The sequence below is a fragment of the Nocardia sp. NPDC051463 genome, from assembly GCF_040681975.1.
Classification (GTDB): domain Bacteria; phylum Actinomycetota; class Actinomycetes; order Mycobacteriales; family Mycobacteriaceae; genus Nocardia.
On sequence record NZ_JBFBAB010000015.1, the window covers coordinates 84,648 to 111,141 of the forward strand.

The 26,494-nt window shown below is 67.1% G+C and carries 20 protein-coding genes and 1 other RNA gene; 12 read left to right on the forward strand and 9 right to left on the reverse strand.

What is annotated here, in order from left to right; genetic code table 11:
• Nucleotides 1–13: 13 nt before the first annotated feature.
• From AB0M74_RS20490 to AB0M74_RS20505, 4 genes are all read left to right on the forward strand, one after another.
• Complete coding sequence (locus AB0M74_RS20490) at nucleotides 14–1,312, forward strand: bifunctional RNase H/acid phosphatase (protein WP_366527921.1); 1,299 nt, start codon at nucleotides 14–16, stop codon at nucleotides 1,310–1,312.
• Between the two features lie 312 nt (nucleotides 1,313–1,624).
• Nucleotides 1,625–4,102: an FAD-dependent monooxygenase gene (locus AB0M74_RS20495; RefSeq protein WP_366527852.1), complete on the forward strand. Its 2,478-nt coding sequence runs from the start codon at nucleotides 1,625–1,627 to the stop codon at nucleotides 4,100–4,102.
• Nucleotides 4,103–4,250: 148 nt separating this feature from the next.
• Nucleotides 4,251–11,486, forward strand: coding sequence for an amino acid adenylation domain-containing protein (locus tag AB0M74_RS20500; protein WP_366527853.1), 7,236 nt, complete (start codon nucleotides 4,251–4,253; stop codon nucleotides 11,484–11,486).
• A gap of 358 nt (nucleotides 11,487–11,844) precedes the next feature.
• Nucleotides 11,845–12,546, forward strand: coding sequence for a hypothetical protein (locus AB0M74_RS20505; RefSeq protein WP_366527854.1), 702 nt, complete (start codon nucleotides 11,845–11,847; stop codon nucleotides 12,544–12,546).
• Here the strand turns inward: AB0M74_RS20505 and AB0M74_RS20510 are convergent.
• Nucleotides 12,460–13,365 (reverse strand): helix-turn-helix transcriptional regulator, encoded by a 906-nt coding sequence (locus AB0M74_RS20510; protein WP_366527922.1) that lies wholly within the window; start codon nucleotides 13,363–13,365, stop codon nucleotides 12,460–12,462. The genes AB0M74_RS20505 and AB0M74_RS20510 overlap by 87 nt on opposite strands.
• Before the next feature lie 160 nt (nucleotides 13,366–13,525).
• Here AB0M74_RS20510 and AB0M74_RS20515 point away from each other — a divergent pair, with 160 nt between their 5' ends.
• A complete protein-coding gene (locus tag AB0M74_RS20515; RefSeq protein ID WP_366527855.1) occupies nucleotides 13,526–13,945 on the forward strand; it encodes a hypothetical protein in 420 nt (139 codons plus the stop codon).
• A gap of 123 nt (nucleotides 13,946–14,068) precedes the next feature.
• Here the strand turns inward: AB0M74_RS20515 and AB0M74_RS20520 are convergent, their stop codons facing one another.
• A complete protein-coding gene (locus tag AB0M74_RS20520) occupies nucleotides 14,069–14,647 on the reverse strand; it encodes an NUDIX domain-containing protein (protein WP_366527856.1) in 579 nt (192 codons plus the stop codon).
• A 186-nt stretch (nucleotides 14,648–14,833) separates the two neighbouring features.
• Complete coding sequence (locus AB0M74_RS20525; protein WP_366527857.1) at nucleotides 14,834–15,169, reverse strand: helix-turn-helix domain-containing protein; 336 nt, start codon at nucleotides 15,167–15,169, stop codon at nucleotides 14,834–14,836.
• 118 nt (nucleotides 15,170–15,287) lie between these two features.
• On the opposite strand from AB0M74_RS20525, the gene AB0M74_RS20530 reads away from it, so the two are divergent.
• Entirely contained in the window at nucleotides 15,288–16,220 is a 933-nt protein-coding gene (locus tag AB0M74_RS20530) for an alpha/beta hydrolase (RefSeq protein ID WP_366527858.1), read from the forward strand.
• Nucleotides 16,221–16,256: 36 nt separating this feature from the next.
• Nucleotides 16,257–17,711, forward strand: a complete 1,455-nt coding sequence (locus AB0M74_RS20535) for an MFS transporter (protein ID WP_366527859.1) — start codon at nucleotides 16,257–16,259, stop codon at nucleotides 17,709–17,711.
• A gap of 136 nt (nucleotides 17,712–17,847) precedes the next feature.
• Here AB0M74_RS20535 and AB0M74_RS20540 read toward each other — a convergent pair whose 3' ends face one another.
• Both AB0M74_RS20540 and AB0M74_RS20545 read right to left on the reverse strand, forming a co-directional pair.
• Nucleotides 17,848–18,366, reverse strand: a complete 519-nt coding sequence (locus tag AB0M74_RS20540) for a TrmH family RNA methyltransferase (RefSeq protein ID WP_366527860.1) — start codon at nucleotides 18,364–18,366, stop codon at nucleotides 17,848–17,850.
• Nucleotides 18,367–18,540: 174 nt separating this feature from the next.
• A complete protein-coding gene (locus AB0M74_RS20545; protein ID WP_366527861.1) occupies nucleotides 18,541–19,428 on the reverse strand; it encodes an alpha/beta fold hydrolase in 888 nt (295 codons plus the stop codon).
• Nucleotides 19,429–19,504: 76 nt separating this feature from the next.
• Here AB0M74_RS20545 and rnpB point away from each other — a divergent pair.
• Both rnpB and AB0M74_RS20555 read left to right on the forward strand, forming a co-directional pair.
• Nucleotides 19,505–19,913, forward strand: an RNA gene (gene rnpB / locus AB0M74_RS20550) — RNase P RNA component class A.
• Nucleotides 19,914–19,991: 78 nt separating this feature from the next.
• The gene (locus AB0M74_RS20555; RefSeq protein ID WP_366527862.1) at nucleotides 19,992–20,810 is read left to right on the forward strand and encodes a slipin family protein; all 819 of its coding nucleotides are present in this window, start codon (nucleotides 19,992–19,994) and stop codon (nucleotides 20,808–20,810) included.
• Nucleotides 20,811–20,998: 188 nt separating this feature from the next.
• Here AB0M74_RS20555 and AB0M74_RS20560 read toward each other — a convergent pair whose 3' ends face one another.
• Nucleotides 20,999–21,391: a hypothetical protein gene (locus AB0M74_RS20560; protein WP_366527863.1), complete on the reverse strand. Its 393-nt coding sequence runs from the start codon at nucleotides 21,389–21,391 to the stop codon at nucleotides 20,999–21,001.
• Nucleotides 21,392–21,682: 291 nt separating this feature from the next.
• Between AB0M74_RS20560 and AB0M74_RS20565 the strand changes: the two genes are divergently transcribed.
• On the forward strand, nucleotides 21,683–22,150 hold the full coding sequence (locus AB0M74_RS20565) for a hypothetical protein (RefSeq protein WP_366527864.1): 468 nt from the start codon (nucleotides 21,683–21,685) through the stop codon (nucleotides 22,148–22,150).
• A gap of 15 nt (nucleotides 22,151–22,165) precedes the next feature.
• Entirely contained in the window at nucleotides 22,166–23,758 is a 1,593-nt protein-coding gene (locus AB0M74_RS20570) for an RNB domain-containing ribonuclease (protein ID WP_366527865.1), read from the forward strand.
• Between the two features lie 259 nt (nucleotides 23,759–24,017).
• Here AB0M74_RS20570 and AB0M74_RS20575 read toward each other — a convergent pair whose 3' ends face one another.
• Genes AB0M74_RS20575 through AB0M74_RS20585 form a run of 3 tightly spaced genes read right to left on the reverse strand, consistent with a single transcriptional unit; the run spans nucleotide 24,018 to nucleotide 26,166 of the window.
• A complete protein-coding gene (locus tag AB0M74_RS20575; RefSeq protein WP_366527866.1) occupies nucleotides 24,018–24,971 on the reverse strand; it encodes a CHAD domain-containing protein in 954 nt (317 codons plus the stop codon).
• Between the two features lie 2 nt (nucleotides 24,972–24,973).
• On the reverse strand, nucleotides 24,974–25,936 hold the full coding sequence (pip, locus tag AB0M74_RS20580) for a prolyl aminopeptidase (RefSeq protein ID WP_366527867.1): 963 nt from the start codon (nucleotides 25,934–25,936) through the stop codon (nucleotides 24,974–24,976).
• Complete coding sequence (locus AB0M74_RS20585; protein ID WP_366527868.1) at nucleotides 25,936–26,166, reverse strand: hypothetical protein; 231 nt, start codon at nucleotides 26,164–26,166, stop codon at nucleotides 25,936–25,938. The genes pip and AB0M74_RS20585 overlap by 1 nt, the downstream gene beginning before the upstream one ends.
• Here AB0M74_RS20585 and AB0M74_RS20590 point away from each other — a divergent pair.
• Nucleotides 26,165–26,485, forward strand: coding sequence for a hypothetical protein (locus AB0M74_RS20590; RefSeq protein ID WP_366527869.1), 321 nt, complete (start codon nucleotides 26,165–26,167; stop codon nucleotides 26,483–26,485). The genes AB0M74_RS20585 and AB0M74_RS20590 overlap by 2 nt on opposite strands.
• Nucleotides 26,486–26,494: the final 9 nt, after the last annotated feature.

The following is a 26,494-nucleotide window of genomic DNA, read 5'->3' on the forward strand; positions in this document are numbered from 1 at the left end:
AGCGAGGGGAATGATGGCCCAGCTCGAGGTGATCGTCGAAGCCGACGGTGGTTCCCGCGGCAATCCGGGGCCTGCCGGTTACGGCGCGGTCGTTTTCGATGCCGATCATGCGAGTGTTCTCGCCGAGCGCCGTGAGTACATCGGTGTCGCGACCAACAATGTCGCCGAATACCGTGGCCTCATCGCCGGTTTGGCGGCGGCGGCCGAACTCGGTGCGCGCGTGGTCTCGGTGCGGATGGACTCCAAGCTGGTCGTCGAGCAGATGTCGGGGCGCTGGAAGGTCAAGCACGCGGCCATGATTCCGCTGGCGGACCGGGCGCGCAGGTTGGTTGCGGGTTTCGATCGGGTGAGTTTCACCTGGATTCCGCGCGCGGAGAATTCGCATGCGGATCGACTGGCCAACGAGGCGATGGATGATGCCTCGCTGGTCGGCGAGGTGCGTACCGCGCTCGACGCCGGGCACGCGCCCGCAGGGGGCGATCGCAGCGGCGGTGCGTCGGGCGGTGCGTCGGGCGGTGCGACCGATCAGGGATCTGCCCGCGGCGTCGAACGAGATCTGCCCAGCTGGGTCGACGAGGTCCGGGACGCACAGGCCACTTCGGAAACCGGCGCGAATGCGCAGGGTGTGGTGGCGGATTCCCAAGATGCGGCGTCGATCGGTGCGCAAACGACGCCCGCCCCCGGCTGGACCGGTGCCACTGGCCGCCCGACCCGCCTGCTGTTGCTGCGCCACGGGCAAACCGAACTTTCCGTCCAGCGTCGGTATTCGGGCCGCGGCAATCCGCCGCTGTCCGAACTCGGTCGCGAGCAGGCCGCGCGCGCCGCCAAGATGCTTGCCGCCAAGGGCAATATCGCTGCCGTCGTATGCTCCCCGCTCGGCCGGGCACGCGAGACCGCAGAGGCCGCGGCGACCGCGCTGAATGTTCCCGTGCATGTCCTCGACGGCCTGATCGAGACCGACTTCGGCGACTGGGAGGGCCTGACGTTCCTGGAGGCGGCGCAGCGTGATCCGCAGCTGCACGCCCGCTGGCTGGGTGACCCCTCGGTGCCTGCGCCCGGCGGGGAGAGCTTCGATCAGGTACGTGAGCGCGTGGAGGCGGCGCGGCGTGATCTGGTCGCGTTGTATCCCGGCGCGAATCTGGTGGTGGTCAGTCATGTGACCCCGATCAAGACGCTGCTGCAGCTGGCGCTCGGTGTCGGTCCCTCGCTGCTGTATCGCCTGCATTTGGACCTGGCGTCGCTGTCGATCGCCGAGTTCTATCCCGATGGTGGCTCGTCGGTGCGTCTGGTCAACGACACGTCATATCTGTGACTGTCTCGAGCATTCGACCAAGTGCGGGGCCTCGGAAAGCGTGAATTATTGCGCATTGCAACGGAATCAGCCTGTCGAACCGGGCCCTTGCGGTGAATCTCACTCGATCTCGTTTCAGACACGGCGATCGGGGTAGGCTTCGGGGCGGTCTGGCACAGGGCATCCCGCCCCGACTGCGTTTCCCGAAGACGATCCGTCATCGAACAGCGCTGCCCGAGGGGGGATGACGACCGACGAGCGATGTGGCTCGCCGGTCGGTTCGAAACAGGAGGCACCCTGCGTCATTGAATGTTCGATGAGAGTGCAGGTTCGATGAGTAGTCCGATCAAAGTTGTCGTTCTGGGAGCGGGAATCGGGGGACTCACCACTGCTGTCGCCTTGCGACATGCGGGGTTCGGGGTCGAGCTGTATGAGGCCGCGCCCGAACTGCGCGCACAAGGCTTCGGGCTCTCGGTGTCGGCCAATGGATTCAGTGCGCTGCGCACGCTCGGCCTCGGCATCGAGGACGAGCTGCTCGAACGTGGTGGCAAGGTCGAAACGTTCCGGTTCTGCTATCCCGACGGCACCGTCTTGCGTGTGCTTCCGGTCCACCGCCAGGACGCCAGACTCGGCTCTCCGAGCATTGCTCTGCATCGCAGCGACCTGCACGATGTGCTGTTGCGCGCGGTCGGTGACACACCGACTCACGTTGGCGCACAGGCAACCCACTTCATCGACGACGGCGAGCACGTACGCGTCGAATTCGCCGACGGCCGCATCGCCGAGGGCGACCTGCTGATCGGCGCCGACGGCATCCACTCCGCCGTGCGCGCCCAACTGCACGGCCGCGCTGAACCCCGCCCCGGCAACTTCGTGTGCTGGCTGGCTTGCATCCCTTTCGAGCACCCCGCGGTGCCGCGCGGCTACTCGGCCCATTACTGGGGCACGGGCATGCGTTTCGGCATTCACGATATCGGTCACGGTCGCGTCTACTGGTGGGGCACCAAGACCATGCCCGCCGCCGAGGCCGCCGACTGGCAAGGCGGCAAGCGGGAACTGCTGCGGCTCTACGCCGATTGGGCTCCCGAGGTGCGGGCCTGCCTCGAGCAGACCGACGAATCCGGGATCCTCGCGGTGCCTGCCCAGGACCGCCCGGTGCTCGAGCACTGGGGCCGGGGTCGGGTCACCCTGCTCGGTGACGCCGCCCACCCCATGCTGCCCAGCCTCGGCCAGGGTGCCAACGCGTCCATCGAGGATGCGGTGGTGCTCGCGCACACCTTGAAGACCTCGCTGGATCCCGTTGCGGGACTGCGTCGTTATGAACAGCTGCGCGCGGCAAGAACCGCCATGCTTGTCAACGGGTCGTGGAATCTCGGGAAGATCGAGCAGACAACGGACCCGAGGCTGATCACGGTGCGCGACGCCTACTTCCGGCACGCGCCCACCGAATTCTTCCTGCGCGAGACGGCGAAGCCGCTGTCGTTCCCGCCACTGGACGGGCCGACCGCGCGGCTGCCGCGCAGGCTGTCGCCGATGGAGCGGTGGCATTGGATCGCCGATCAGCTTGCCCCGCTGCACATCCTGGCCCGGGTGCGGGTGCACGGTGCCATCACGGCCGAGCAGGTCAGGACGGGCCTGGACGAAGTACAACGCCGACATCCGCTGCTCGGCGTCGCGGTCGCGGCCGAACCTGATGGCACCGCACCGCGATTCGCACCTGTGGCGAATCGGCCGATCCCGCTGCGGGTCGTCGAGTCGGACGAGCCGCAACGCTGGCTGGCCGAGGTCGACGATATCGAGTTGCGTGAGCCGTTCGATTGGCAGGAGGGACCGCTCGCGCGCGCCGTGCTGATCAGCACGCCGGACGGCCAGATCAGCGATCTGGTCGTCACCCTGCATTACGCGATCGCCGACGGCGAGAGCGCGATGTCGGTGGTCAAGCAGGTGCTACAGGTCGCCTCGGGTGAGGGCGCCGAGCTGGATCCGGCCCCGATCCGGCCCGGCCCGGAAGAGCTGTTCCCGGCCCGATTCCAGGGCGGCAGCGGTATCGGGCGAACCATCGGATCGCTACTGCGCGACCAGAAATCGCAGCTGCGCCGCCCACGGCGGCTGGAGCCGACCGAACTGGCCCCGCCCACGCGGCGACGCAGTCGCGTCGTGCATCGCAGCCTCAGCGGCGACCAGCTCGACGCGCTGAGCGCAGGCTGCGTGCGCAACGGCGTCGGCCTGCAGGCCGCATTGTCGGCGGCGCTGCTGGTCGCCGCGGCCCGCGAGGCGGGTACCACGAAGGAAGCCCGGTACACCGTAGGCAGTTCGGTGAACTTCCGCGCGCACCTCGACGGCGTCGTCGCCGACACCGAGGTCGGCACCTATCAGGGCATGATCGCGACCCCGGCCGAGTACGCGCCGTGGTCCTCGCTCTGGCAGATCGCCACCGAGATCGAGCGCGAGTACGGCACGCGGATGCGGCGCCGTGATCATCTCGCGGCGCTGAACCTGCTGAAGGTCGCGGCACCGAAATCGGTGGCGGCCAGCGCTGCCACGGTGAAGTTGATGGACACCCGAGGTCCCGGCCATCTGTGCATGACCTACCTCGGCAACTATCCCTTCCCGGACAAGATCGGATCCTGGCAGCTGTCGGGCGCCCAATTCGTCTCGGGTATGTCGGTGAGCGGGTTCATCATGGCCACCGCCAATGCCACGCACGGCGAATTGTCCTTCAACGTGGGCTATGTCGAGCCCGCGGTATCCCGTCAGCGGGCCGAGCGCCTCGCCGATGAAAGCGTACGCGCGCTGCTGGCCGTTCTCTGACCAGCGGGCGTTCGCCCCGAAACAATCGAGACGCCCGGCATCGCATCGATGCCGGTGCTTCTCGGTATCCGAAAACTGGATAACTGTGGCAATAGCCTAGGCAGATCTGCGCACGGCCGGTGCCGCGACTGTCGCGATAGGAGTGACTGTGACGTCGGAAAGCAGCGCAACCCCCGAGAGACCCGACGAGGCCTGGCCGGTCAGCGCGTATCAGCGCGATGTACTCGGTGTGGCCTTCCGGCTGGCACCGGATCCGGCCGCGCAGCAGACCTACAGCTTCCGTATGGATGAACCGCTGGAGATCGCCAGGCTGCAGGCGTGCTGGGAGCGCGCGCTGATGAGTGACGACGCGCTACGGCTGCGGTTCGCGTTCGAGGATGGCGAATTCCACCAGTGGGTGTGCGACGACATCCCCGAGGTCGAGGTGTTCGATCTCACCGATGCACCGAATCCGGTTGCCGCGGCGCAGGAGTGGCTGTGGCGTGCGGTCGCCGACCCGGAGCAGCCCGGTCGGCCCGCACGGCTCGCCGCGGTGGTGGACCGGCCGGACCGGTTCTGGATGTTCATCTCGGTGCATCACGCGCTGGCCGATGGCTATGGGCTGAATCCGCTGATCGCGCTGCTCAATGACAGCTACACCAAATCCGAAGGCGTCCCGCTCGCGGAGCTGGCGAAGCCGGAGCCGCCCACCGAGCACACCGATCGCTCGGTGGCCACCTATCGGGCCATCGCCGAGGACGACCGGGCTTACCGCGAGTCCGAGCAGTGCACGAAGGATCGCGACGCGCTGCTCACCGCGCTGGACGGGATCGAACCAGCCCTGTTCGCCGGCCGCTCGGAGCGGCCGAAAGTCGTGCGGGGGCACTACAGCACGATGATTCCCGGCGACTTCCTCGATCGCATCCGGGCGACCGGATTCACCGTCTTCGCCTATACGACTGCTGCGGTGGCGGCGTATCTGACGGCGATCCACCGCACCGACCAGGTCGTCATCGGCTGCCCGATGCTCAACCGGCACTCGGCCGAGACCTTCCGTACTCAGGGCCATCGCGCGAACGTCGTCCCGTTGCCGGTGCGCGTGGACCGGAGTGTGCCGTTGGCGCAGGTGGCCGCGGAGGTCACCCAGCAGATCCGTGGTTTGAAGAAGCATCAGCGGTTTCCCTACGGCGATCTGGCGCGTGCGTTGAACAGCGATCCGTCGGCGCCACCGCTGTATGACGTTCAGTACTCCTTCACCAAACTGCCCGACGCGGATTACGTCCACGACCTCATCTCGAAGTGGACGGTGCTCAATCCCGGCACGGTGTCGGACGCGCTCACCATCGTCGTCGCCGAGGACGGCAGAGACGGGTCGATCAACCTCCAGTTGTTCTACGACACGGATGTTTTCACCGAAACCTTCCCAGTCGAATCCGCGCTGCGCAGTGTGGGGGAGATGATCACCGCGGCGCTGGACCAGCCGGAGACGCCGGTGGGCGCGCTGCCGATGCTGTCGGAGCAGGAGGCCGCCACAATAGCCGCCTTCGAAACGGGTGCCCGCACCGATTTCCCATACACCACCATCGACCGGCTGTTCACCGAACAGGCCCTCGGCAACCCGAACCGCGTCGCACTGGTGCCTGCCGCGGGTTCCGGCGACAAGTCGCTCACCTACGCCGAATTATCCCGTCGCGTGGATAGTTTCGCTGCCAGGCTGCGTGAGCTCGGTGCCGCGGGCAACGAGTGCATCCCGGTGGTGTTGCCTCGATCGACGGACCTGCTGATCGCGGTGCTCGGCATCTTGCGTGCGGGCTGCGCCTATGTCCCGCTGGATCCGGACTATCCGCCTGCGCGCATCGAAACGGTGCTCGCGGACTGCGCGGCCAGGTTGGTGGTCGCGGGCCCCGAGCACGCCCAGGTGTACGCCGGGCTCGGTGTCGCTCGGGTATCGGTGGCCAACACGCTGCCAACGCGTCAGGCCGTCGAAAACATCTCGCACCCCGCCGATCTGAGCTACCTCATCTATACCTCGGGCTCCACCGGCGAGCCGAAGGGCGTGATGATCGAACATCGCTCGGTGGTCAACCGGCTGATCTGGATGCAGCGCCGTTACCCGTTGGCGGCAGGCGACGTCATCCTGCAGAAAACTCCCGTGACCTTCGATGTGTCGGTGTGGGAGTTGTTCTGGTGGGCCGTCGCGGGCGCGCGCGTCGCGCTACTGGAGGCGGGCGGCGAACGGGACCCGCGCCGGATCGTCGAGGCCATCGAGACGAATTCGGTGACGGTCATCCACTTCGTACCGTCCATGCTGGCCGCCTTCCTCGACGAACTGGAGGCCGATCGCACGATCCTGCCGCGCCTCGCGACGCTGCGGCGGGTGTTCTGCAGCGGTGAGGCGCTGGCGCCCGCTCTGCTGCGCCGCTTCCACGCGCTGTACGCGGCGGCGCGGACGACCCCACCGCAACTGGTGAATGTGTACGGCCCGACCGAGGCCACCGTCGACGTCTCGTATTTCGACTGCCCGCCCGATGATTCGCTCGCGATGGTGCCCATCGGACGCCCGATCGACAATATCGATCTGCTGGTGCTCGATGAGGCGGGCCGACGACTGCCCGTGGGTGTGCCCGGTGAACTGAATATCGCGGGCGTCGGTGTGGCCCGCGGCTATCGGGGCCGCCCCGAACTCACCGCGGCGGCCTTCGTCGACGACCGCGCCGTGCCGGGCCGTCGCCGTTATCGCACCGGCGACCTGGCCCGCTGGCTGCCCGACGGTACCCTCGAATACCTGGGCCGCTACGACGATCAGGTGAAGGTCCGTGGCAACCGGGTGACCCTCGGCGAGGTCGAGAACGCGATCCTCGGCTGCACCGGTGTGCGGGCGGTCGCCGTTGTCGACGAGCGGTCCGACATCAACGGTGTGCAGCTGGTCGGATACTTCGTCGGTGACGAGATCACTGGTGACGAGATCGCCGAGCTGCTCGCCGCTCGACTGCCGCGCTACATGATTCCGACGCGCCTGGTGCGGGTGGATCGTATTCCCCTGACCCGCAACGGAAAGCTGGATCGGCGCGCGTTGGTCAAAGAATCCGCCGCCGAGCTCATGGGCATCGATGATCGCGCCGCGCCGCGCACCGCCGTCGAGGCCGAGTTGGTGCGGGTCTGGTGCGCAGTGCTCGGCGTCGACTCGATCGGCGTGCACGACAACTTCTTCACGCACGGCGGTGATTCCATCCTTGCGCTGTCGGTGCGCACCGCCGCCGAACGAGCCGGGCTGTACTTCGAGGTGGACGGTTTCTATGAGAATCCGACCATTGCCGAGCTGGCGGGGATCGTCGCCGATGGCCAGGACGGCACGCGGATTCGGATCACCGCGGCTTTCGAGACGGTGCCGCTGATCGACCGGGCCGCGCTGCATCGGGCCGAGGACGCATTCCCCGCTACCGCCTTGCAACTCGGCATGCTCTTCCACAGCATCGAGCGGGCCGATTCGGTCATCTACAAGGACGTGTTCCGCTACCGGTTCGAGCTGCCGTGGGACGCGGCGCAGTTCCGGGTCGCCTTCGATCGGCTGGTGTCGCGGCAGCCTGCGCTGCGCTCCTCGTTCGACCTGAGCAGGTACTCGATCCCCCTGCAGGTGGTGCATTCCACCATCGACTACGAGCTGGAGATCGTCGATCTCACCGGCATCGACTCCCCCCTCGCCGATGAGCGGGTCGAGTCCTACCTGCAGGAGCGCAGGCACGCGCAGTACGACATCGCCTGTGCCCCACTGCATGCCGTGCGCGTTTTCCTCCGGCCCGCCGCCGACACCGTGCGGACCGTCGATCTGGTACTCAGCTTCCACCACGCGATCCTCGACGGCTGGAGCGTCGCGACCTCGGTGCTGGAACTGCTGCTGGACTACCTGCATCGCCTAGGGCTCGTCGCGTCTGCCCTCGACGACACCCCGCACTCCTCGACGGTTCTCGCCGAATACGCACAGGCCGAACGAGCTGCCATCCACGATGATTCGGCGCGCGAGTACTGGCGCACCGCCTTGGCGGACGCGGAGCCGACCGCGTTGACTGCGCTCGGCGTTCACCAGGCCGCCGTCACCGCACCACCGCAGGCGCAGGCGTTGGTGCCGCGCAGGCTGGCCGAACGGGTGACCGCGTTCGCCATCCGGAACCAGGTGCCGGAGAAGGCGGTCTATTTGGCCGCGCACTGCCTCGCACTGCGCACGGTCACCGGCCGCGGCGATGTCACCACGGGCGTCGTCAGCCACGGCCGTCCGGATCGGGCCGGGGCCGAACGCAGTGCGGGACTGTTCCTCAATACGCTGCCGATGCGGCTGGACGCCTGCGCGACCACCTGGTGGGAGGCGGTCGAGCAGGTCGTGCGCCGGGAGCGGGAGGCCTATCCGCACCGGCGCTATCCGCTGCGGTCCATCCTGGCCGACGGTGGGCCCGCCTTCGAGACGGCGTTCAACTTCGTCAACTACCACCTATTCGCGCCGATCGCAGGCATCGACGGAGTCCGGTTGCGCGACTTCGATGTTCGGGAGGAGACCAACTTCCAGCTGCTGGTGACGGTGGCGACCGATCCGCGCGACGGTCGAATGTGGGTGCGGGTCAACGGCGATCACACGCTGACCGAAGACCAGTGCGAGACTGTCGCGCTGACCCAGCTGCGGATGCTGGCAGGCATTGTCGGTGAACCGGATTCGCCGATCGATCGGGGCACAGGCCCAGCGACCGCCCGCGATGTCGGCACCCTCGTCGCCGAAGCCGCCGCGCTCCGCCCCGATGCGATCGCGCTGATCGGCGACGACCACACAGTTACCTATGCCGAGCTGATCGAGCGCTGCGATCGACTCGTGCAACGGCTCTGCGGTCTCGGGATAGCGCCCGGCAACCGGATCGGCATCATGATGGCCCGTCGCCCTGAGTTGGTGGTGCTCGTGATCGCCCTCACCAGGATCGGGGCGGCCTGCGTGCCGCTCGATATCAGCTACCCGCGGGCCCGGCTGAACCTGATGATCGACCGGGCCCGCCCGCATCGCGTGATCGCCGACGCGGAATATGCCGACATCGTCGACGACACGGCGCTGGTGCTCGATACTGTCGCGCTGTTCGACACCGACACCGACACCGACGTGGCACAGGTGGTGCCGGATTACGTGTCGCCGGATGCGGTGGCCTATGTGCTGTTCACCTCCGGCTCCACCGGGGAGCCCAAGGGTGTCGCCATGCCGCACCGTGGCCTGACCACGCTGGTGGAATGGCAAAACCGCACGCCGTCGGGGATGGGTCTGGCCAGCACCCTGCAATTGGCGCCGTTGAGTTTCGATGTCTCGTTCCAGGAAATCTTCACCACTCTGGCCGCCGGCTCGACGTTGCGGGTGAGTTCGGTGGATCTGCGGTCGAATGTCGAGGTACTGCTGAATCTTGTTGTCGAGGAGCGCATCGAGCGACTGTTTCTGCCGTATGTCGCGCTACAGGCGTTCGCGGAGGCCGCCGTTGCCAGGCGCACCTTCCCGACCAGCCTGAAGGCCCTCGTGTCCTCGGGTGAGCAGTTGCGTATCACCGACGAGATCCGCGCCCTGTGCAAGGTGGTGCCCGGCCTGCTGCTGGAAAACCAATACGGTCCCACCGAATCCCACGTGGCCACCAAGTACACCCTGCTCGGTCCTGCCGATGATTTCCCCGCACTGCCCGCGATCGGTCGTGCGGTCGACGGCGATACCGCCGAACTGCTCGACGGAGCGCTGCGATCGGTGCCCGACGGGGTGATCGGCGAAATCTATGTGGGGGGCCGTTCGATCGCCAGCGGTTACCACGGCAGGCCGGGCCTGACCGCACAGCGGTTCGTGGCCACCTACGGCGGCGCGATCCTGTACCGGACCGGCGATCTCGGCGTGCGGCTGTTCTCCGGGGATATCGTGTATCTGGGCCGCAGCGACAGTCAGGTGAAGATCCGCGGCTTCCGGGTCGAACCCGCCGAGGTCGAGCTGTGCATTCTCGGGTTCGAGGAGTTTCCCGCCATTACCGAGGCGGCCGTGGTCGCGCGCGGCTTCGGCGGCATCGACGGAGCGCTGATCGCCTTCCTGGTCGGTGCGGCCGACCAGACCGATATGGCCGCGCTGCGGCACGATCTGCGCGCGGTGCTGCCCGCCCACATGGTGCCGTCGAGGTTCATCTGGCTCGACGAACTGCCCCGAACACCGAGCGGCAAGCGCGACGACAACGCTCTGCGCGCGATCGTCGAAAATGCCCCCGATTCGGCTGCCGCCCAGCGGGAACCGGCCGACGAATACGAGCGATCCGCCGTGGAGCTGCTCGCCGAATACGCTGGACTGCGCTCGATCGGGCTCGACGACGACTTCTTCGCTTCCGGTGGTACGTCGATCGGTGCCATGCGTGTGGTGATGGGATTGTCGCGGCGCTGGGGCGTCGAGGTCCCGCTCGATACGTTCATCGGCGCACCGACCGCGGGCGAGCTGGCCGCGCTCATCCGGGCGGGGAACACCCACCGCACCTTCGACCCGGTGGTGCCGATCAGCGGCGGTAGCAAGACACCGCTGTTCCTTGTACACCCGATCGGCGGAAATGTGCTGTGCTACTTGGCACTCGCCCGCTACCTCGGCCCGGACCGTCCGGTGTACGGCTTGCAGGCGGCAGGTGCCGACTCGGGCAGCACACCCGAGACGTCCATCCCGGCGATGGCGGAGTCCTATCTGGAGGCCATCCGCCGGGTCCATCCGGAAGGCCCCTATCACCTTGCGGGTTGGTCTTTCGGCGGCAATGTCGCGCTGGAGATGGCACGGCGGCTGCCCGAACACGAAGTCGCCAGTGTGACACTGCTCGACACGCTCGCACTGCGGCAGCAAGAGCGGCGCGAGCCGGTCGCGCAGGAGCAGCTGATCCGCTGGTTCTTCCTCGAACTGCTCTGGTACGCGCGCGGAAACCAGGTCGCACTGATCGATTTCGAACCCGACACGCACGGCACCGACGAACTGTTCGACGCGGTGCTCGCCGAGACGATCAGGTCCGGGATCCTGCCCGCCGACAGTTCCCCGCAGGCCATTCGCAGGCTTTACGACGTGTTCCACGCCAATTACACGGCGCTGCTGGAATACAAGCTCGAGCTCTACGACCGCGACTTCACACTCTTGCGAGCCAGCGAGGGACTGCCGCCCGGTGTCGATGCGGCGCATCGAACAGTCGGCAGCATGTACGACAGCACGGACAACGGCTGGGGGCGGTACGCCGGACGACGATTCACCCAGGTCGCGGTACCGGGTGATCACTTGCAGATGATGGCCGAGCCGCACATCGGTGTGGTCGCCAGGCATCTGGACACGGTGCTGACGGCAGCCGAATCCGGTCTGGATCAGGAGCTCGGTGCGCAGATGCTCGACGCGTGAGCACCGATCCGGCCGCCAGGCCATGTCATGCGGGCAACGCATGACCGGGTGCCGGTGGCCGGGTCGATCGGGTGCCTTCTCGCTGATGAAAAGCACGGTAGAGGAGGATGTTTCGAGCCGACTATGGTTCACGGTGGCAGGGACCGCCGGGCCGGCTGGTGGTGCGGCGCACACCCCGTTGCGGATCGGGTCCAACCCCGTGATGCTGAGGTAGCTAACGGATAACCCGACCGTCGGTGTTCGCCTGTCAGCGATGGCCGCAGACCTGTCGGGGGCGGTACTCCATCACGTGCGGGTGGGCTGTCGCGTGGCCGATTCCGATGTCGGCCTGCGGGTTTCGAGAAGGAGAGTGCTCACGGTGAAATTCACATGGATGGCGGCCACGGCCGCGGTTGCCGTCGCGGGCGTCTGTCTCGCCGGTCCCGGCCCCGCGCAGGCCGCCGGGAACGCGGTGCTCGGCGGCAGCTCCGGCCTGGTGTTCGACAACAATTCGGCGTGCTCGCTGACCGCCATCGGCTATGACGGCGCGAACCGGCTGGTCGGCCTGACCGCCGGTCACTGCGCTTCGACGGGCGCGCGCGTGTCTGCCGAGAAGGCGCCGGATGCCGGTGTGATCGGTGTGGTGGCTTACTCGGACAATGGTGAGGGGCTGGACTTCGGAGTTCTGCAATTCGATCCGGCCCTGGTCACCCCGGTGCGCACCGTTGGCCCAACCACCATTGCCGGGCTCGGTGCGGTGCCGGGACCAGGAGCTACCGTCTGCACCAGCGGGCGAACCAGCGGATCCGGCTGCGGTGTGGTCTGGGGCGGGCTGGAGGGCTCCACCATCAATCAATCCTGCTCGAAGCCGGGCGATTCCGGTGGTCCGGTGACCGTCGGCGATCGACTGGTCGGCATGAACCAGGGCCGATTGACCGGCCTCGGCGGCATCGGCTTCGACGTGCCCTGCGTCAGCGCGGGCAACCCCGTGCACTCACCGGCTTTCTTCGCGCCGATCGATCAGATTCTGGAGGCCGTGAACGCCACCGGTGGCGTGGGGACGGGATTCCGGCCGTTCTGAACCGGATTCGGAGGGCGACGTCGCCGCCGCGAGCCCACGCAGGGCCGTGGCGGTGAATTCGTCGAGGGGATAGAACAATTCGATGGCGAGCTCCGACAGCGTGACATCGGCGGGTGCGCCGAAGGTGGCCATAGTGCTGAACATGCGCAGCTCGCCGAACGGCGTCCGGATGCGCAGTGGCACCTCGAACGGACTCGGTTGCGCCACCTCATCATTCGATTCACTCGGTGGGTCCGGCAACCGCGGGTAGGCGGCGACCTCGTCGTAGAGCGCCCGCAGTAGTGGGTCTCCGCTCGCACTCGCCTGCCGTGCCAGCCGATCCAGGAACAGCTCGCGGACCTGGGACAGGTTGGCCAGCCGAGCCGAGAGTCCGTCCGGATGCAGGACCAGGCGATAGACATTGGGTTGCGGCAGCAGCAACTCTGCTGGAATGCCGTGCATCATGACGCCCATCGCCGCGTTGCCGGTGACCACATTCCACAGCCGATCGACCACCACCGCCGGGTACGGGTCGTGCGCGGCGAGCATCGTGTCCAGCGCCGAGCGCACCGAGGCGAGCCCCGCGTCGTCGAGGCCGCTCTCCCGGTAGGCGGGTGCGTAGTCGGCGGCCAGCAACAGGATGTTGCGTTCCCGCAGCGGCACATCCAGGGCTTCGCACAACCGCAGCACCATCGCCCGGCTCGGCTTGGATCTGCCGGTCTCCACATAGGACAGATGCCGGGACGAGGTGTCGGCCGCCAAAGCCAGATCGAGCTGGCTGAGCCTGCGCCGCTGCCGCCAGTCCCGCAACAGGCCACCGATCCGCGAAGGGGTCTCCATCAGATGCTCTGCCGTCCGCGTGCCAACCACGTGACCAGGCTAATCAGCGGCCTATCGGCACGGCCATGACCTCCGAGGTTATTGAGACCTTCACCTCGGGTCCGCATGGTGGGTTCCGGGAGCCGACCGGCTCGCACAGCAATGATCACAGGAGATGGATATGAGCCGCGCTGTCACACCCGCCCGTGCCGGAACACTGACGCGCACCGACTACCTGCGCTCCGCGCTACGGGTGGATGGCTGGAGTACCGGCGCGTTCGGGGTGGTCATGCTCGCCGGAGCGGTCGCACTGCGTGATCCGCTCGGGCTGCCGACCACATGGTCGATCCCGTTCGGCATCGCCATGCTGGGTGGTGCCCTCGCGCTGCTGCTGATCGCGGGCTATCCGGAGATCTCACCCCGACATGCGTCCGGTGTCGTGGTCGTCAACGCACTATCCGCCGTTGGCATGGTGGCGCTGGCGTTCTCGGGTCTGATCGACCTGACCGGGCTCGGAATCGCCTTCATGCTCGCCGGAGCGACCGTTGTCGCGGTGTTCGCTTTCCTCGAGTACACGGGCCCGCGCCGGGTAGAGCAGTGAGAGAAGCTGGGTACCACTGGCGGCGCCCAGCTGCCCAGGGATAACACCTGACGTACACCGAACTCGAGGAAATGCGCGAAGTTCGACGATGGATCGACCCTGCGCCACGGCGATCACCGCAGATCACTTCCCAGTGCCCGCAGCGCGCAGTGTTGATTCGAGCTTGACGAGGAAACGGGGGAAGTGCGGGTCGGCGTCGGGAATGGCGGATGTGCCGATATCCCACCAGCGGCCCTCGCTGAATTCGCCTGGGTCCAAGGCGTATTCGCGGGATCGGTCACCTCGGATGAGATACCAGAGGCTGACATCCTCGTGGCCGCTGTGCGTTCCTACGGTCGTGGTCACAGTGAGGAACAGGGGTTCGATTCCGGTGACGGTGAACTCGGGCCGGATGCCCAGTTCTTCGGTGGCCTCGCGGCCTGCGGCGTCGAGCGGGTGTTCGCCGGGCGAGAGATGGCCACCGGTCGGCAACCACAGGTCCGCGAGGAGGTGGCGTCCGAGGAAGACGGCGCAGGCTCGCGGATCGACGAGGACGACATAAGAGACCAGATGACGCGGAGGTACGTCGGGCTTGGCCCGACGGAAAACATCGTCGGTCGATCCGAGCCAGGCCAGCGTCTCGGCGATGTGCTGCCGCTCGAGCTCGTCGAACGGCACTATTGTCCGCACGATGTCGGCGACAACAGCGGTCGCAGGGTTCATGGCAGGCGACTGTAGTCCGGGGGACCGACATGGGCAGTGCCCGTCGGTCAGGAGCACAGCCGAGCCTTCTCGTTGGAATCCTGCTGGTTGACGCACTCCTGATCGGTGGGTCACCACTCCGGCAACTCGCCGGGCGTAGTCATATGGCGGTCGAATTCGGCTTGGGCGACCACCATTCGACTACGTTCAATGGGCTCCCATCGGTTCCGTGGTGACGTGTCCGGACCGGTGTGTGAACGCCAGGTCCAGCAGGCCGGGGAAACGAGTATCGAGGTCGGCGCGACGCAGGGTGAGCCAGAGCTTGCGGCCCACGCGCCGCTGATGGATGACCCCGGCTTCGCGCAGCGCGCGCCAGTGATGGGTCATGCTCGATTTCGGCTCGTCGGGCAGGATCTCGCCGCAGAACCGCTCCTCGCCGGAGGCGAGGGCGTGCACGATCTCCATCCGCACCGGATGTCCGAGCGCGGCGAGTACGTCGACGAGCCGGATCTCGGCGGTCTCGGGGTGGTGCAGGTCGGCCATTCCTCAATCATACGCGGAGTTCGTATGGTGGATTTGACAACCTCTTCCGACTGTACGAATATCTCGTACTAATAACGTACGAAAAATTCGTACGGTCAAGCGATTGGAAGAGGACATCATGACCACCACCGAGACCGCCCACCTGTCCGACGCCGCGCTCGCCGCGACCCTGGACGGGAACTTCACCAGTCACGTCGCCGAGGTCAAGGGCACCCGCCTGCACTACGTGACCGGCGGCGCGGGCGCGCCGCTGGTGCTGCTGGGCGGCTGGCCCCAGACCTGGTGGCAGTGGAACAAGGTGATGCCCGCCCTCGCCGAGCGCTACACCGTGATCGCGGTCGACCTGCGCGGCATGGGCGGCTCGGACAAACCGGCCGACGGCTACGACAAGAAGACCATGGCCGCCGACCTGCGCACCCTGATCCAGCATCTGGGCTGGGAAACCGCGAGCATCGCCGGACACGACATCGGCGCGATGGTCGCCTACGCCTACGCCGCAAACTACCCCGACGCCGTCGACAAGATCGCACTGCTGGACGTGCCGCATCCCGACGCCGGCTGGTCGCAGTTCGGGCTGCTGCCCGAGACCGATCAGCACGTGGACTCGGTGATCGAGCACGGCGCGCGCTCGTATCTGTGGTGGTTCGCGTTCAACCAGGTCCAGGAGCTGCCCGAGCTGCTGCTGGGTGAAGGCCGGATGCGGTTGCTGGTCGACTGGCTCTTCGGCCGGCAGGCCAAGGATCCGTCCACCATCGACGAGCATTCGCGTCAGGTCTACGCCCACGCCTACTCCACCGCCGACGCGATACGCGCCGGCAATGGCTGGTACCGCACCTTCAACCAGGACATCGCCGACGAACGCGCCTACGGCCAGATCGCCGCGCCGATCCTCGCGCTCGGTGGCGACGACAGCAACTACGCCTACCTGCGGGATCTGATGCCCGCCAAGGGAACCGACGTCACTGTCGTCGAGGTCGCCGACTGCGGCCACTACGTCCCCGAAGAACAGCCCGACGCCGTCGTCTCCGCCCTGGTCGAGTTCCTCGGCTGACCCGCGTGCCCTCCCCCTGAGAAAGGCGCCATTCCCATGTCCACGACCCGTCTCCGCCCATGCGGCACCACCGGTCACGCCCGCGCACATGGTTGGGTGCTGGTGTTGCTCGCGCTCGCGCAACTGATCTACGCTCTCGACCTCAACCTCGTGTTCGTCGCGCTCCCACGCATCGGCGCCGACCTCGGATTCCCCGGCCAGACACAACAATTGGTCGTCAGCGCCTACGTCGTGTTCGCCGGCGGATTCCTGCTGCTGGGTGGACGAGCGGTCGACCTCCTCGGGCGGCGGCGCATGTTCGTACTCGCCCTGACCCTCTACGGCCTGGCGTCGTTGGCTTGCGGGCTGGCAACCAGTCCGGTCACCCTCATCGCTGCCCGCGCCGTGCAGGGAATCGGCGGCGCACTGCTCATGCCCTCGACCCTGGCATTGATCAACACCCTGTTTCCCGAAGGGCCCCAACGCAATCGAGCACTCTCGGTATGGGGCGGTGCCGGAGCCGGCGGCTTGACCCTCGGCGCGCTGCTGGGCGGGGTGCTGACCGAGAACTTCGGCTGGTCGGCGGTGTTCTTCGTCAACGTCCCCCTGGCCGTCGCCGTCGCTCTCGGCGCGCTGGCGATCATGCCCGCCGGCGCTCGCCCGACCGGGCGCCGCGCGTTCGACCTGCCAGGCGCGCTCACCGTCACCGCCGGCGTCACCGTGCTGGTGTTCGCGCTGGTCGAAGCCCCTGAGCTGGGCTGGACGCATCCGCTGTTGCTACTCGGATTCGCTACTGCGGCGACACTTCTGGCCGCGTTCGCGGTCATCGAACGGCGCAGCGCCGATCCGCTCATGCCGCTGCGGCTGTTTGCCAATCGCCACCTCAGCGTCGGCACCATCGTGACGTTCCTGTTCATGGGGACCTTCGGGGTGCTGCCCTACTTCCTGACCATGCTCTGGCAGAACGTCCACGGCTACAGCGCCCTGCGCACCGGGCTGGCGTTCCTGGTCCCCTCGCTGGCCATCGCCACCGGGACCATGGCCGGCGAACAACTCACCGCGCGCCTGGGCAACCGCACCGCCCTGCTCACCGGCTTCGGCCTCGGGGTGTTCGGCACCGTCGCCCTGGCCGCCGCCTTCGGTACCCACACCAGCTACGCCCTGCTCGTTCCGGGCATGATCGTCTCCGGCGTCGGCCAGGGCATCGTGTGGATCACCATGTGGATCACCGCGTCCACCGGAGCCGCCGCCCACGAACAAGGCGTCACCAACGGCATCGCCGCCACCACCCTCAACCTCGGCAACGCCATCGGCCTGGCCCTGTTCACCATGATCGCCGACCTGCTGGGCGGACATCCGACCATCCCCACCGCCGACGGGCCTCGCGCAGTCGTGTTCCTCGCTGCGATCGGCATGCTCGCCGGACTGCTGGCAACCCTGCCCCTTGCCCGGCAACACCATTCGCCTTCAAAGCACCGCTGCGCGGATCCCGAACCAATGGCAGTGCAATGAGCACTGTCACCGACCTGAGATGCCAACCGAACGCCTGGCACCAAGTTCCAGTACCCGGTGTCGGGCGTGCCTCACGCTGACGCCGATCAGATCGAATTCTTCTGGGCGATAGCGGCTACTACTGGGATCCCGGTCATCAGCACAGTCCTGCGAGCTTGTAGAGCACCAGCGAACCCGCGACCGCCACATTGAGACTGTGGCCGGTCCCGACCATCGGGATTTCGACGGCGACATCGAGGAGTTCGAGGCCCTCGGGTGGTATCCCGCTGCGTTCGTGGCCGAGCACGATGACGGTGCGCTTGCGGGCGGCGGGGAGGTCGGCCAAGCGGATGGATTCATCGGTGAGTTCGACGCCGACGATCACCGAACCTGCGGCGCGCTGGCGATCCAGCCACCGTTCCACGCGACCGTCGATCCAGTGCACACACTGTCGGTGGCGCAGGGTGTTGCCCTGCGCGAGCGCGTCCGGTATCCACGGCCGCCGCGGTACCGCCAAGCACGCGCCGACCGCATCGCAGGTACGCAGCAGCGTGCCGAGGTTGACGCCGTGCATCGGCCACAGCGGCGCGATGAGCAGATGGTTCCAGCAGCCGTGCGCCCCGGGCCTGCGTTGGCGACGGAGTTCGGGGCGGGTCCGTACCCGCGCGGCGGTCAACGAAGGACGGGAAGGTCCTTCCCTGGGAGTGCGGGGGAGACAACGAGATTCATCATGAGGATGCTTCGCGGCGCATCCGGGCCATCATTGGTGGCTGCCGACGAACCGGCCCAGCCGTACCGTTCGAGCATACCGACGTCGAGACCACCGGCAAAGCCCCGACGCCGGTCTCGGTCACGGACGCAGCACCGAGACCAGGAACTCCGTCTGGTCATAGACCGCCTGCTCGAAGTGATCGTCGAAATAGACGTCGAAATGTCCTATCGGATAACGCTTCACGACGGCGTGCTTGGTGCGTTCCGCGGCCCGCAGCGTCGGTTTGATCGGGGCGATCGAATCGTTGTCGGCGATGATGTACATGACCGGCATCTTCAGCGACTTGGCCCGGCGGCCGGGGGAGTCGAACAGCGTCGACAGCGCGACCCGGGCCGCGACTTTCGGTTCGTAGCTTTCACTTTCGTCGGCGAGCCTGCCGAAACCCTCCGGCACATCCGGCGCGCTCATCAGAGCGGCGGCGCGCTTGCGGCCCGCGAGCCGGATGCGCACCGGCTTGCCGCGCAGCGATCCGACGAGCAGGTCGGTGGCGGCGATGGTGGCCACCTTGGTCAGGCTGGTCGGACCCTTCGTCAGGGCCGAGGCCAGGCCGCTGGTGAAGGGGACTTGCGCGACTACGGCCGCGAGGTAGTCGTCGTCGGGTGCCACCGACAGCACATGGCCGCCGCCGAAAGAGGTTCCCCACAAGGCAATTCGAGTCGCATCGATTCCACGCAGCGTGCGTGCGTAGGCAATGGCCGCCCGCCAGTCTTCGCGCTGACGGGCGATGTGTAGTAGCTGGCGCGGCGAACCCTGACTGGCCCCGAAATGCCGGTAGTCGAACACCAGCACGGCCATTCCCGCGGCGGCGAATCTGCGCGCGTACCTGTCCAATCCCATTTCACGATTGGCGCCCAGACCGTGCCCCATGACCACCAGCGGGCGGGGCTTGGGGACGCCGTCGGGTGGATACAGCCAGGCGGCGCAATGCTCGCTACCCGAAGGAAAACTGACCTCGACACGTTCCATGGCACCCCACCGTACTGTTCTGCTCCGACCAGCTGCGAGGTCAGACCCGGGAACAACGTACCCTGGACGCCGCGGACGAGTTGGCCGGGCGACCGCGGCGATGGGAACGGGCACAGCTGTGCCGCCGCCCGTCGCCGAGGAAAGTCCGGACTCCACAGAGCAGGGCGGTTGCTAACGGCAACCCGGGGTGACCCGCGGGACAGTGCCACAGAAAACAGACCGCCGATGCGCGAGCGTCGGTGAGGGTGAAACGGTGCGGTAAGAGCGCACCAGCGCCCCGGGTGACCGGGGCGGCTAGGTAAACCCCGCCCGGAGCAAGGTCGAAGGTCGCACCGCGTGCGGTGCGGCTGCGCAGGTGTTCGAGGGCTGCTCGCCCGAGCCTGCGGGTGGACCGCTCGAGGCACCCGGCAACGGTGTGTCCAGATGGATGGTCGTCACCCGGTGCGAACCGGGGACAGGATCCGGCTTACAGGCCAACTCGTCCGCCCGCACGGTGCCATGATGGAAGTGAGCCGCGAGACCGAGTTCCGGCGCGGCGGACGATTCGGCTTGGCGGTGCAGCTATGGACGTTCTTGCCATGATCGGCAGCATTTTCGGTGTGGGGGCGGTGGTCGGCGGTGTCCTCACCGCCATGAGCGCGCGGATCGTCTCCCAGTACGAGAAGGGGCTGGTATTCCGATTCGGCCGGGTTGCGGGGACGCGGGACCCCGGGCTGCGCATGTTGATTCCGTTCGTCGATCGGATGCGCAAGGTCTCCACCCAGATCATCACCATGCCGGTGCCTGCGCAGGACGGCATCACCCGCGACAACGTGACGGTGCGGGTGGACGCAGTGGTGTATTTCCGGGTGATCGACCCCGTCGCCGCCGTCATCGAGGTGCAGAACTACCTGTTCGCGGTCGGCCAGGTAGCCCAGACCTCGCTGCGCTCGATCATCGGCAAGAGTGAACTCGACGATCTGCTGTCGAATCGAGAGCAACTGAACAAGGGGCTCGAGCTCATGATCGACAGCCCGGCACTGGCCTGGGGCGTGCATATCGACCGGGTGGAAATCAAGGATGTGGCGCTGCCGGATGCGCTGAAGCGCTCGATGTCGCGGCAGGCGGAGGCGGAGCGGGAACGCCGAGCCAGGGTCATTTCGGCGGAGGGGGAGTTGCAGGCCGCGCAGATGCTGGCCCTGGCGGGCGCCCAGATGTCGGAACATCCCGCGGCATTGCAACTGCGGCTGCTGGAAACGGTTGTCCAGGTCGCAGCGGAGAAGAACTCGACGCTGGTGTTGCCGTTCCCGGTGGAGCTGCTGCGCTTTCTCGAGCGCAGTAGCCCACCGGCGCAACGTCAGGACGACGCGCCCACGGCGGGTCAGGACGGAACCCACACGTAACACCGGAGGCGTATACCGATACAGGTAACGCGCGTCCCAGTGGTGTGCGGGACGATCCCCCATCGGTAGCACAACGTAAAGGACCGGACCGATGTCCGTGCTTATCCCTTTGATCGCCATCATCGTCATGATCGCGGTGGGTTACGTATTGAAGTACCTGCCGAATTATCTGCCCTGGAACAAATAGTTCAGCAGAGCAGTTTGGCCATCTGATAGATCGCCTGCGCCTCGTCCTTGCTCGCCTCGACCGATCCGGTCTTGGTGTGCTTGATGATGTTCTGCACGACGGGGTCCTCCGACTTGCCGTCCTTGACGTCTTTACAGGTTTCGACGAGGACGTCGCGAATCTTGTTGTCGTCTTTTCCGTCGGCGAGTTTGGGAAAGGCGGTGCGGAAGCTCACCACGAAGGTGCCCGCTCTGAAGTTGTCGATGGGGGCGTCGCCGCCCGCGGCCGACACCGACGATCCGGCACCCGCCGTGGTCGAAGAGGCGGCACTGCCTGCTGTGTCGTCGTTGCAGCCTGCCAGAAGCAGGGTCAAGAGGGTGGCGCTGGCCGCGATAGCGGCGGAGGTTCTTTGCACGGAGCGGGATGCTAGCGGCACTTGACGAACGTCGCCTCCCATGTGGTTAACGGGAGGCGACGAAGCCGTGCGGGAGGCGGTGAGGTCAGGCCGGCGAGATTGTGAAGACCTGCGCCCAGTACGCGGCCTGTTCCGGGCCGAGCAGTGGCATCAGGTAGTCGAAAAGCAGCGATGACATGAGTGCGTTACTCCCAATTGTCGACGTACGGATACTTCGAAATGTGCGGGAATATCGAACCCCCGCTACGCCCGGCAACCCTAGCAGTCGGCCGCGGTGGGCGGCGGCGCGGCGTGTCCGGCATGGCGATTCGTCCGGAACTGGCTAATAACGTGAGCGACGTCATAGAGTGGTCGCCGTTGGCAAGGCCCGTTGCCGGGCAGCAGCGGGCCGTTCATTCTTCGATCGCGGAAGCAGGTCTCAACTCTATGCGGGTAGTTCGTTCACTGGTCGCCGGCGCTTTGATCGCCGGGGCTGCATCGGTTTTCGCAGTATTTGGCGCCGGGTCCGCTAATGCGGTCGCGGTGACCCCGTTGGCGGGCGGGGTCCAGGTTGACCTCAGTCCCGCCGATACGGCCTGGGTGTACCAGAACCACATCGGGAGGGCGGTCGCCGGCCTTCCGCATCCGTCGGCGGCGTCGTTCGGCCAGGCGCTCGACGCGGCGGCCGGAGTGTCGTCGAGTGTTCCCAACGGTCGGGTGACCTTCACCGTGTACGGACCGCTCAATGAATTGAACGGCACCATGCTGGCGCTGCAGTAGAGCCCCACCGACAGCGTGGAACTCCACCAACGGATCGTGTCGGCGCCGGTCGATTTCGGCGCCATCCGTTCCGAATTCGGATTGGCCTCGGCGTATCCCGCCGAGGCCGCCACGGAAGCCCGCGACGCGGTCGACGCGTTCGCGGGCAACCGCGTCGATCGCACCGATATCCCCTTCGTGACGATCGACCCGCCGGGTGCGATGGATCTCGACCAGGCACTGCACCTGGAACGCACCGATTCCGGCTTCACACTGCACTACGCCATCGCCGATGTCGGCGCCGTGATCGTGCCGGGCGGTGCGCTCGACACCGAGGCCGTCGCTCGGGGCCAGACCTTCTATCTGCCGGACAGTACCGTGCCGCTGCATCCGCCGGTGCTCTCCGAGAATGCCGCGAGCCTGCTACCCGAGCAGACCAGGCCGGCCGCGCTGTGGACCATCGAACTGGACGAAGACTGCGAACCACAGCGGTATTCGGTGGTGCGCGCGCTTATTCGGTCCCGGGCCAGGCTCGACTACGCGACCGTGCAAGCCGATGCCGACGCACATCGCCTGCACCCCTCGATCGCGGCCCTGCCGGAATTCGGCACGCGGCGCATCGAGGCGGGGCTCGCCCGTGGCGCGATCGGGCTGCGTTTGCCCGCACAGAGTGTCATCAGCGACGACAAGGCCGACGGGCATTGGCGACTGGTGCTGGAGCCGCGCACCGCCGCTGACGACTGGAACGAGCAGGTGTCGCTGCTCACCGGGATGTGCGCGGCCAGGATCATGCTCGACAGGCCGACTCCGTCAGGTGAACACATCGCACTGCTGCGCACTATGCCGCCGCCCCCCGACTCGGCGATCACATCGATACGCAGGACCGCCGCGGCGTTAGGGATCGCCTGGCCTGCCGAGGAGTCGGTCGGGCGCATGCTGGCCGGACTCGACCCGAACACGCCCGCTGCCCTTGTGCTGATGTCGGAGGCCACCGGCCTGCTGCGGGGGGCCGCGTACACCGTGGTGGACGGGGCCGCCGCAGACGGATCGGGCGCTGCCGCGGCGCCGTCGAACGGCGTGCGGCCGGGCGCCGCGCCAGCGGAGGCCGAGCCCGGCGCGGCGAGCACGCGGGCCGAGCAGCCGAACAGCGGCCGGTCCAACTTCGGGTCGAGCGCCAGGCAGTCGGCCGACCAGCCGAATAACCTGCAGCACAGTGCGATCGGTGCACCGTACGCGCATGTGACCGCGCCGCTGCGCCGACTCGCCGACCGTTTCGCCACCGAGATCTGCCTCGCCCTGTGCGCGGGAACCGAAGTACCACAATGGGTTCGAGACGGCCTATCACCCACCGCCGAGTCGATGCGGCGCAGCGATGCTCTCGCGAACAAGGTGGAACGCGCGTGCATCGACCTGACCGAGGCGACGCTGCTCGCCGAGCGCAGCGGTGCGGAGTTCGACGCGGTGGTGATCCGGGAAGCCAACGGCAGTCGCCCCGCCGAGGTGTTCATCGCCGATCCGCCGGTCGCGGGACCCTGTGTCGGTTCACCGCGGGAAGGCGCGACAGTGCGCGTTCGGTTGGTTTCCGCCGACCCGGCCATGCGCAAGATCAGCTTCGCGTTCCCGGTCTGACGCAGAAGCACGAAGTCCGCTCATCGACTCCGAGCAGGCTGCCCGCGCCGACACGGGCGCTGCTGCTCATCGCCGCCGCGGCAGGCGCCGTTCGGCACGGTGCTGTGGGCGACAACAGCCTTCGGCTCGCAGCTGTCGGAGTTGCCACCCGCCGAGGATGCCGGCCAGCTGGACCGCAATGGTCGAACACCGGTCTTCCGCCATCGAGCGGGCGCAATCGACCGGGGCCAGGTGCGCGGCGCACCCGGTGGCTCCGGTGTCAGCCGGCCGAGACGAATGCGGCGGCGACAGGGTAGCGGGCGAGGGCCTTGCCTGCCTCGATTTCCTCTGCGTCGGCCAGGATTTCGTAGAGCGCGGCGACCCGACCTCGGAGGGGGGCATCGGCGGCACGGGCGAGGATCGCTTCGCGGGACTCGACGGCATCACGGTGGTCACCGAGGACGGTTTGCAGACGTTTCGCACTGCTGCCCAGATCGGCCGCGGCAGCGCCGAGCGTCTCTGCGGCGGCTTCGCACGAATATCGTAAGCGTTTGGCACTCTTGCGGATATCGTGCAGCAGCTCGACTCGTTGCGCGGGCGGTACGGCGGGTTCGGCGAATACCAGGCGGCGCAGTCGTGTGCGGTCGCGCCGCAGCACCCGTTCGAAGGCGTCGGACGCGGGCCGGGCGGCCTCGGCGCGGTCGAGCGGGGGATCGGTACGCCAGGCGGACAATTCGTCGCGCAGCTTGCGATACCGATGGCCGTCCAGCTCGGCAAGGATCTCGGCATGTGCGCGCGCATATTTCGTTTGCTCCGCGCCGACCAACTCGGTGGTGACGGCGACGATGTCGGCGGCGGTGAATTCGGCACGGTCGGGTTGCGCCGCGGCCGTCGTCGATACTGCGGAAGCAGCAGCCGAATCGCTTGCTGCCATTACTGATTCGGACCCGGCGTGCTCGGCCAACAGGGCGGTGAACCGCTCGGCGCGCACCTCGGCATCCCGCGCGACACCCAGTAACCCGGCGAGCCACTTGAGTTCGACACCCATAGCGGCGGTGGGCGCCTGCTCGAACAGGCTGCGATAGGAACGCAGCACGCTGCGTAGTCGTCGCGTTGCGACCCGCATCTGGTGCACCGAATCATGAGTGTCCGCACGGACGTCCGGTTCGGCGGCCAGCAGCCGGTCCACGTCGTCGCACAGTGCCGCGACGAGGGCGTTTCCGGCGCTGGCCATCGTCAGCTCACTTTCGCGAATCCGTCGGTTGCTTCGACGAGGTGATGAGTGATGCCAGGCTCGTTGGCAGCGTGTCCGGCATCATCCACGATGTGCAGCTGCGAGCCGGGCCAGGCGCGGTGCAGGTCCCAGGCGCTGACGGCCGGGCAGACGATGTCATGGCGGCCCTGCACGATGACGGCCGGGATGTGCGCGATCTTGTCGAGATCGCGCAGCAGCTGGCCCTCCTCGAGGAATCCGCCGTGCATGAAGTAGTGGTTCTCGATCCGGGCGAAGGCGAGCGCGAAGCGCGCTTCGGCGGTTTCGGCAACCCGATCCGGTTGGGGCAGTAGCGCACTCGTCGCGCCCTCCCAGGTCGACCAGGCGATGGCCGCGGCAAGGGCGACCTGCTCGTCGGGGGAGTGCAGCAGTCGGTGATAGACCTCGACGAGGTCGTTGCCGCGTTCGGCCTCCGGCACCGGGGCGAGGAACTTCTCCCACTCGTCCGGGTAGACGTAGCCCGCGCAGCCGTTGTAATACCAGTCGATTTCCTTGCGGCGCAGCAGGAAGATCCCGCGCAACACCAGTTCGGTCACCCGCTCCGGGTGCTGTTGGGCATAGGCCAGCGCCAACGTCGAACCCCACGAGCCGCCGAACACCTGCCAGCGTTCGATGCCGAGATGGGTTCGCAGCACCTCGATGTCGGCGATCAGGTGTGGTGTGGTGTTGGTCTCCAGGCTCGCGCCATCGGCGATATGCGGCGTGGAACGGCCGCAGCCGCGCTGGTCCACCAGCACGATGCGATAGACGGACGGATCGAAGAATTGCCGGTGATACGGCGCGGTGCCGCCACCGGGGCCGCCGTGTAGGAACACTGCCGGTTTGCCATCCGGGTTACCGCTGACCTCCCAATACACCGACTGGCCTGCTCCGACGTCGAGCATGCCGGTCTCGTACGGCTCGATCGGCGGGTACAGGGTTCGCATCAGAAGGCGAGTCCGGAAGCGAGGTCGGACAGCCCCAGCGCGTCGATCGCCTGCTGGCGCACGTCGGGGCAGGCCTTGGTGGTGGTCCGGTCGATGATGGCCTTGTCGGCCAGCACCTGGCTGTTGATGGCGCCATTGCGCAGCGCCCATTCGTGCACCAGCGCGTTGAGGCCGATCCGGCCCAGTGTCCCGCCCTGGATGCGCCAGTTCGACAGCTCTTGACGGAGCATGTCGCACAGCTGGGTCGCCGACGCATCGGAGACCGGTGGAGTGGTCGGCTTGGGAGCGGCCGTGCCGTTGGGTGCGCTGGTCGCGGATCCGGTGGTCGATGCCGAGCTGCCGGTCGGAGCCGAGTCCGTACTCGTTCCGCATGCGGTCAGCGCGGCGGCGGCGAAAACTCCGGCCACCAGGAGTGTGCTGCGTGAAATCCAACGGGGCTGCGGCATCGGTACCTCTGCTCGTGTCGACATTGTCCGCATCGAGTCTGCCATTGTTTGCGCCGTCGGGCCCGTGCGTATCGAGGGGACTGCGGCAGCACGCCGGATCTGATCCGATCGG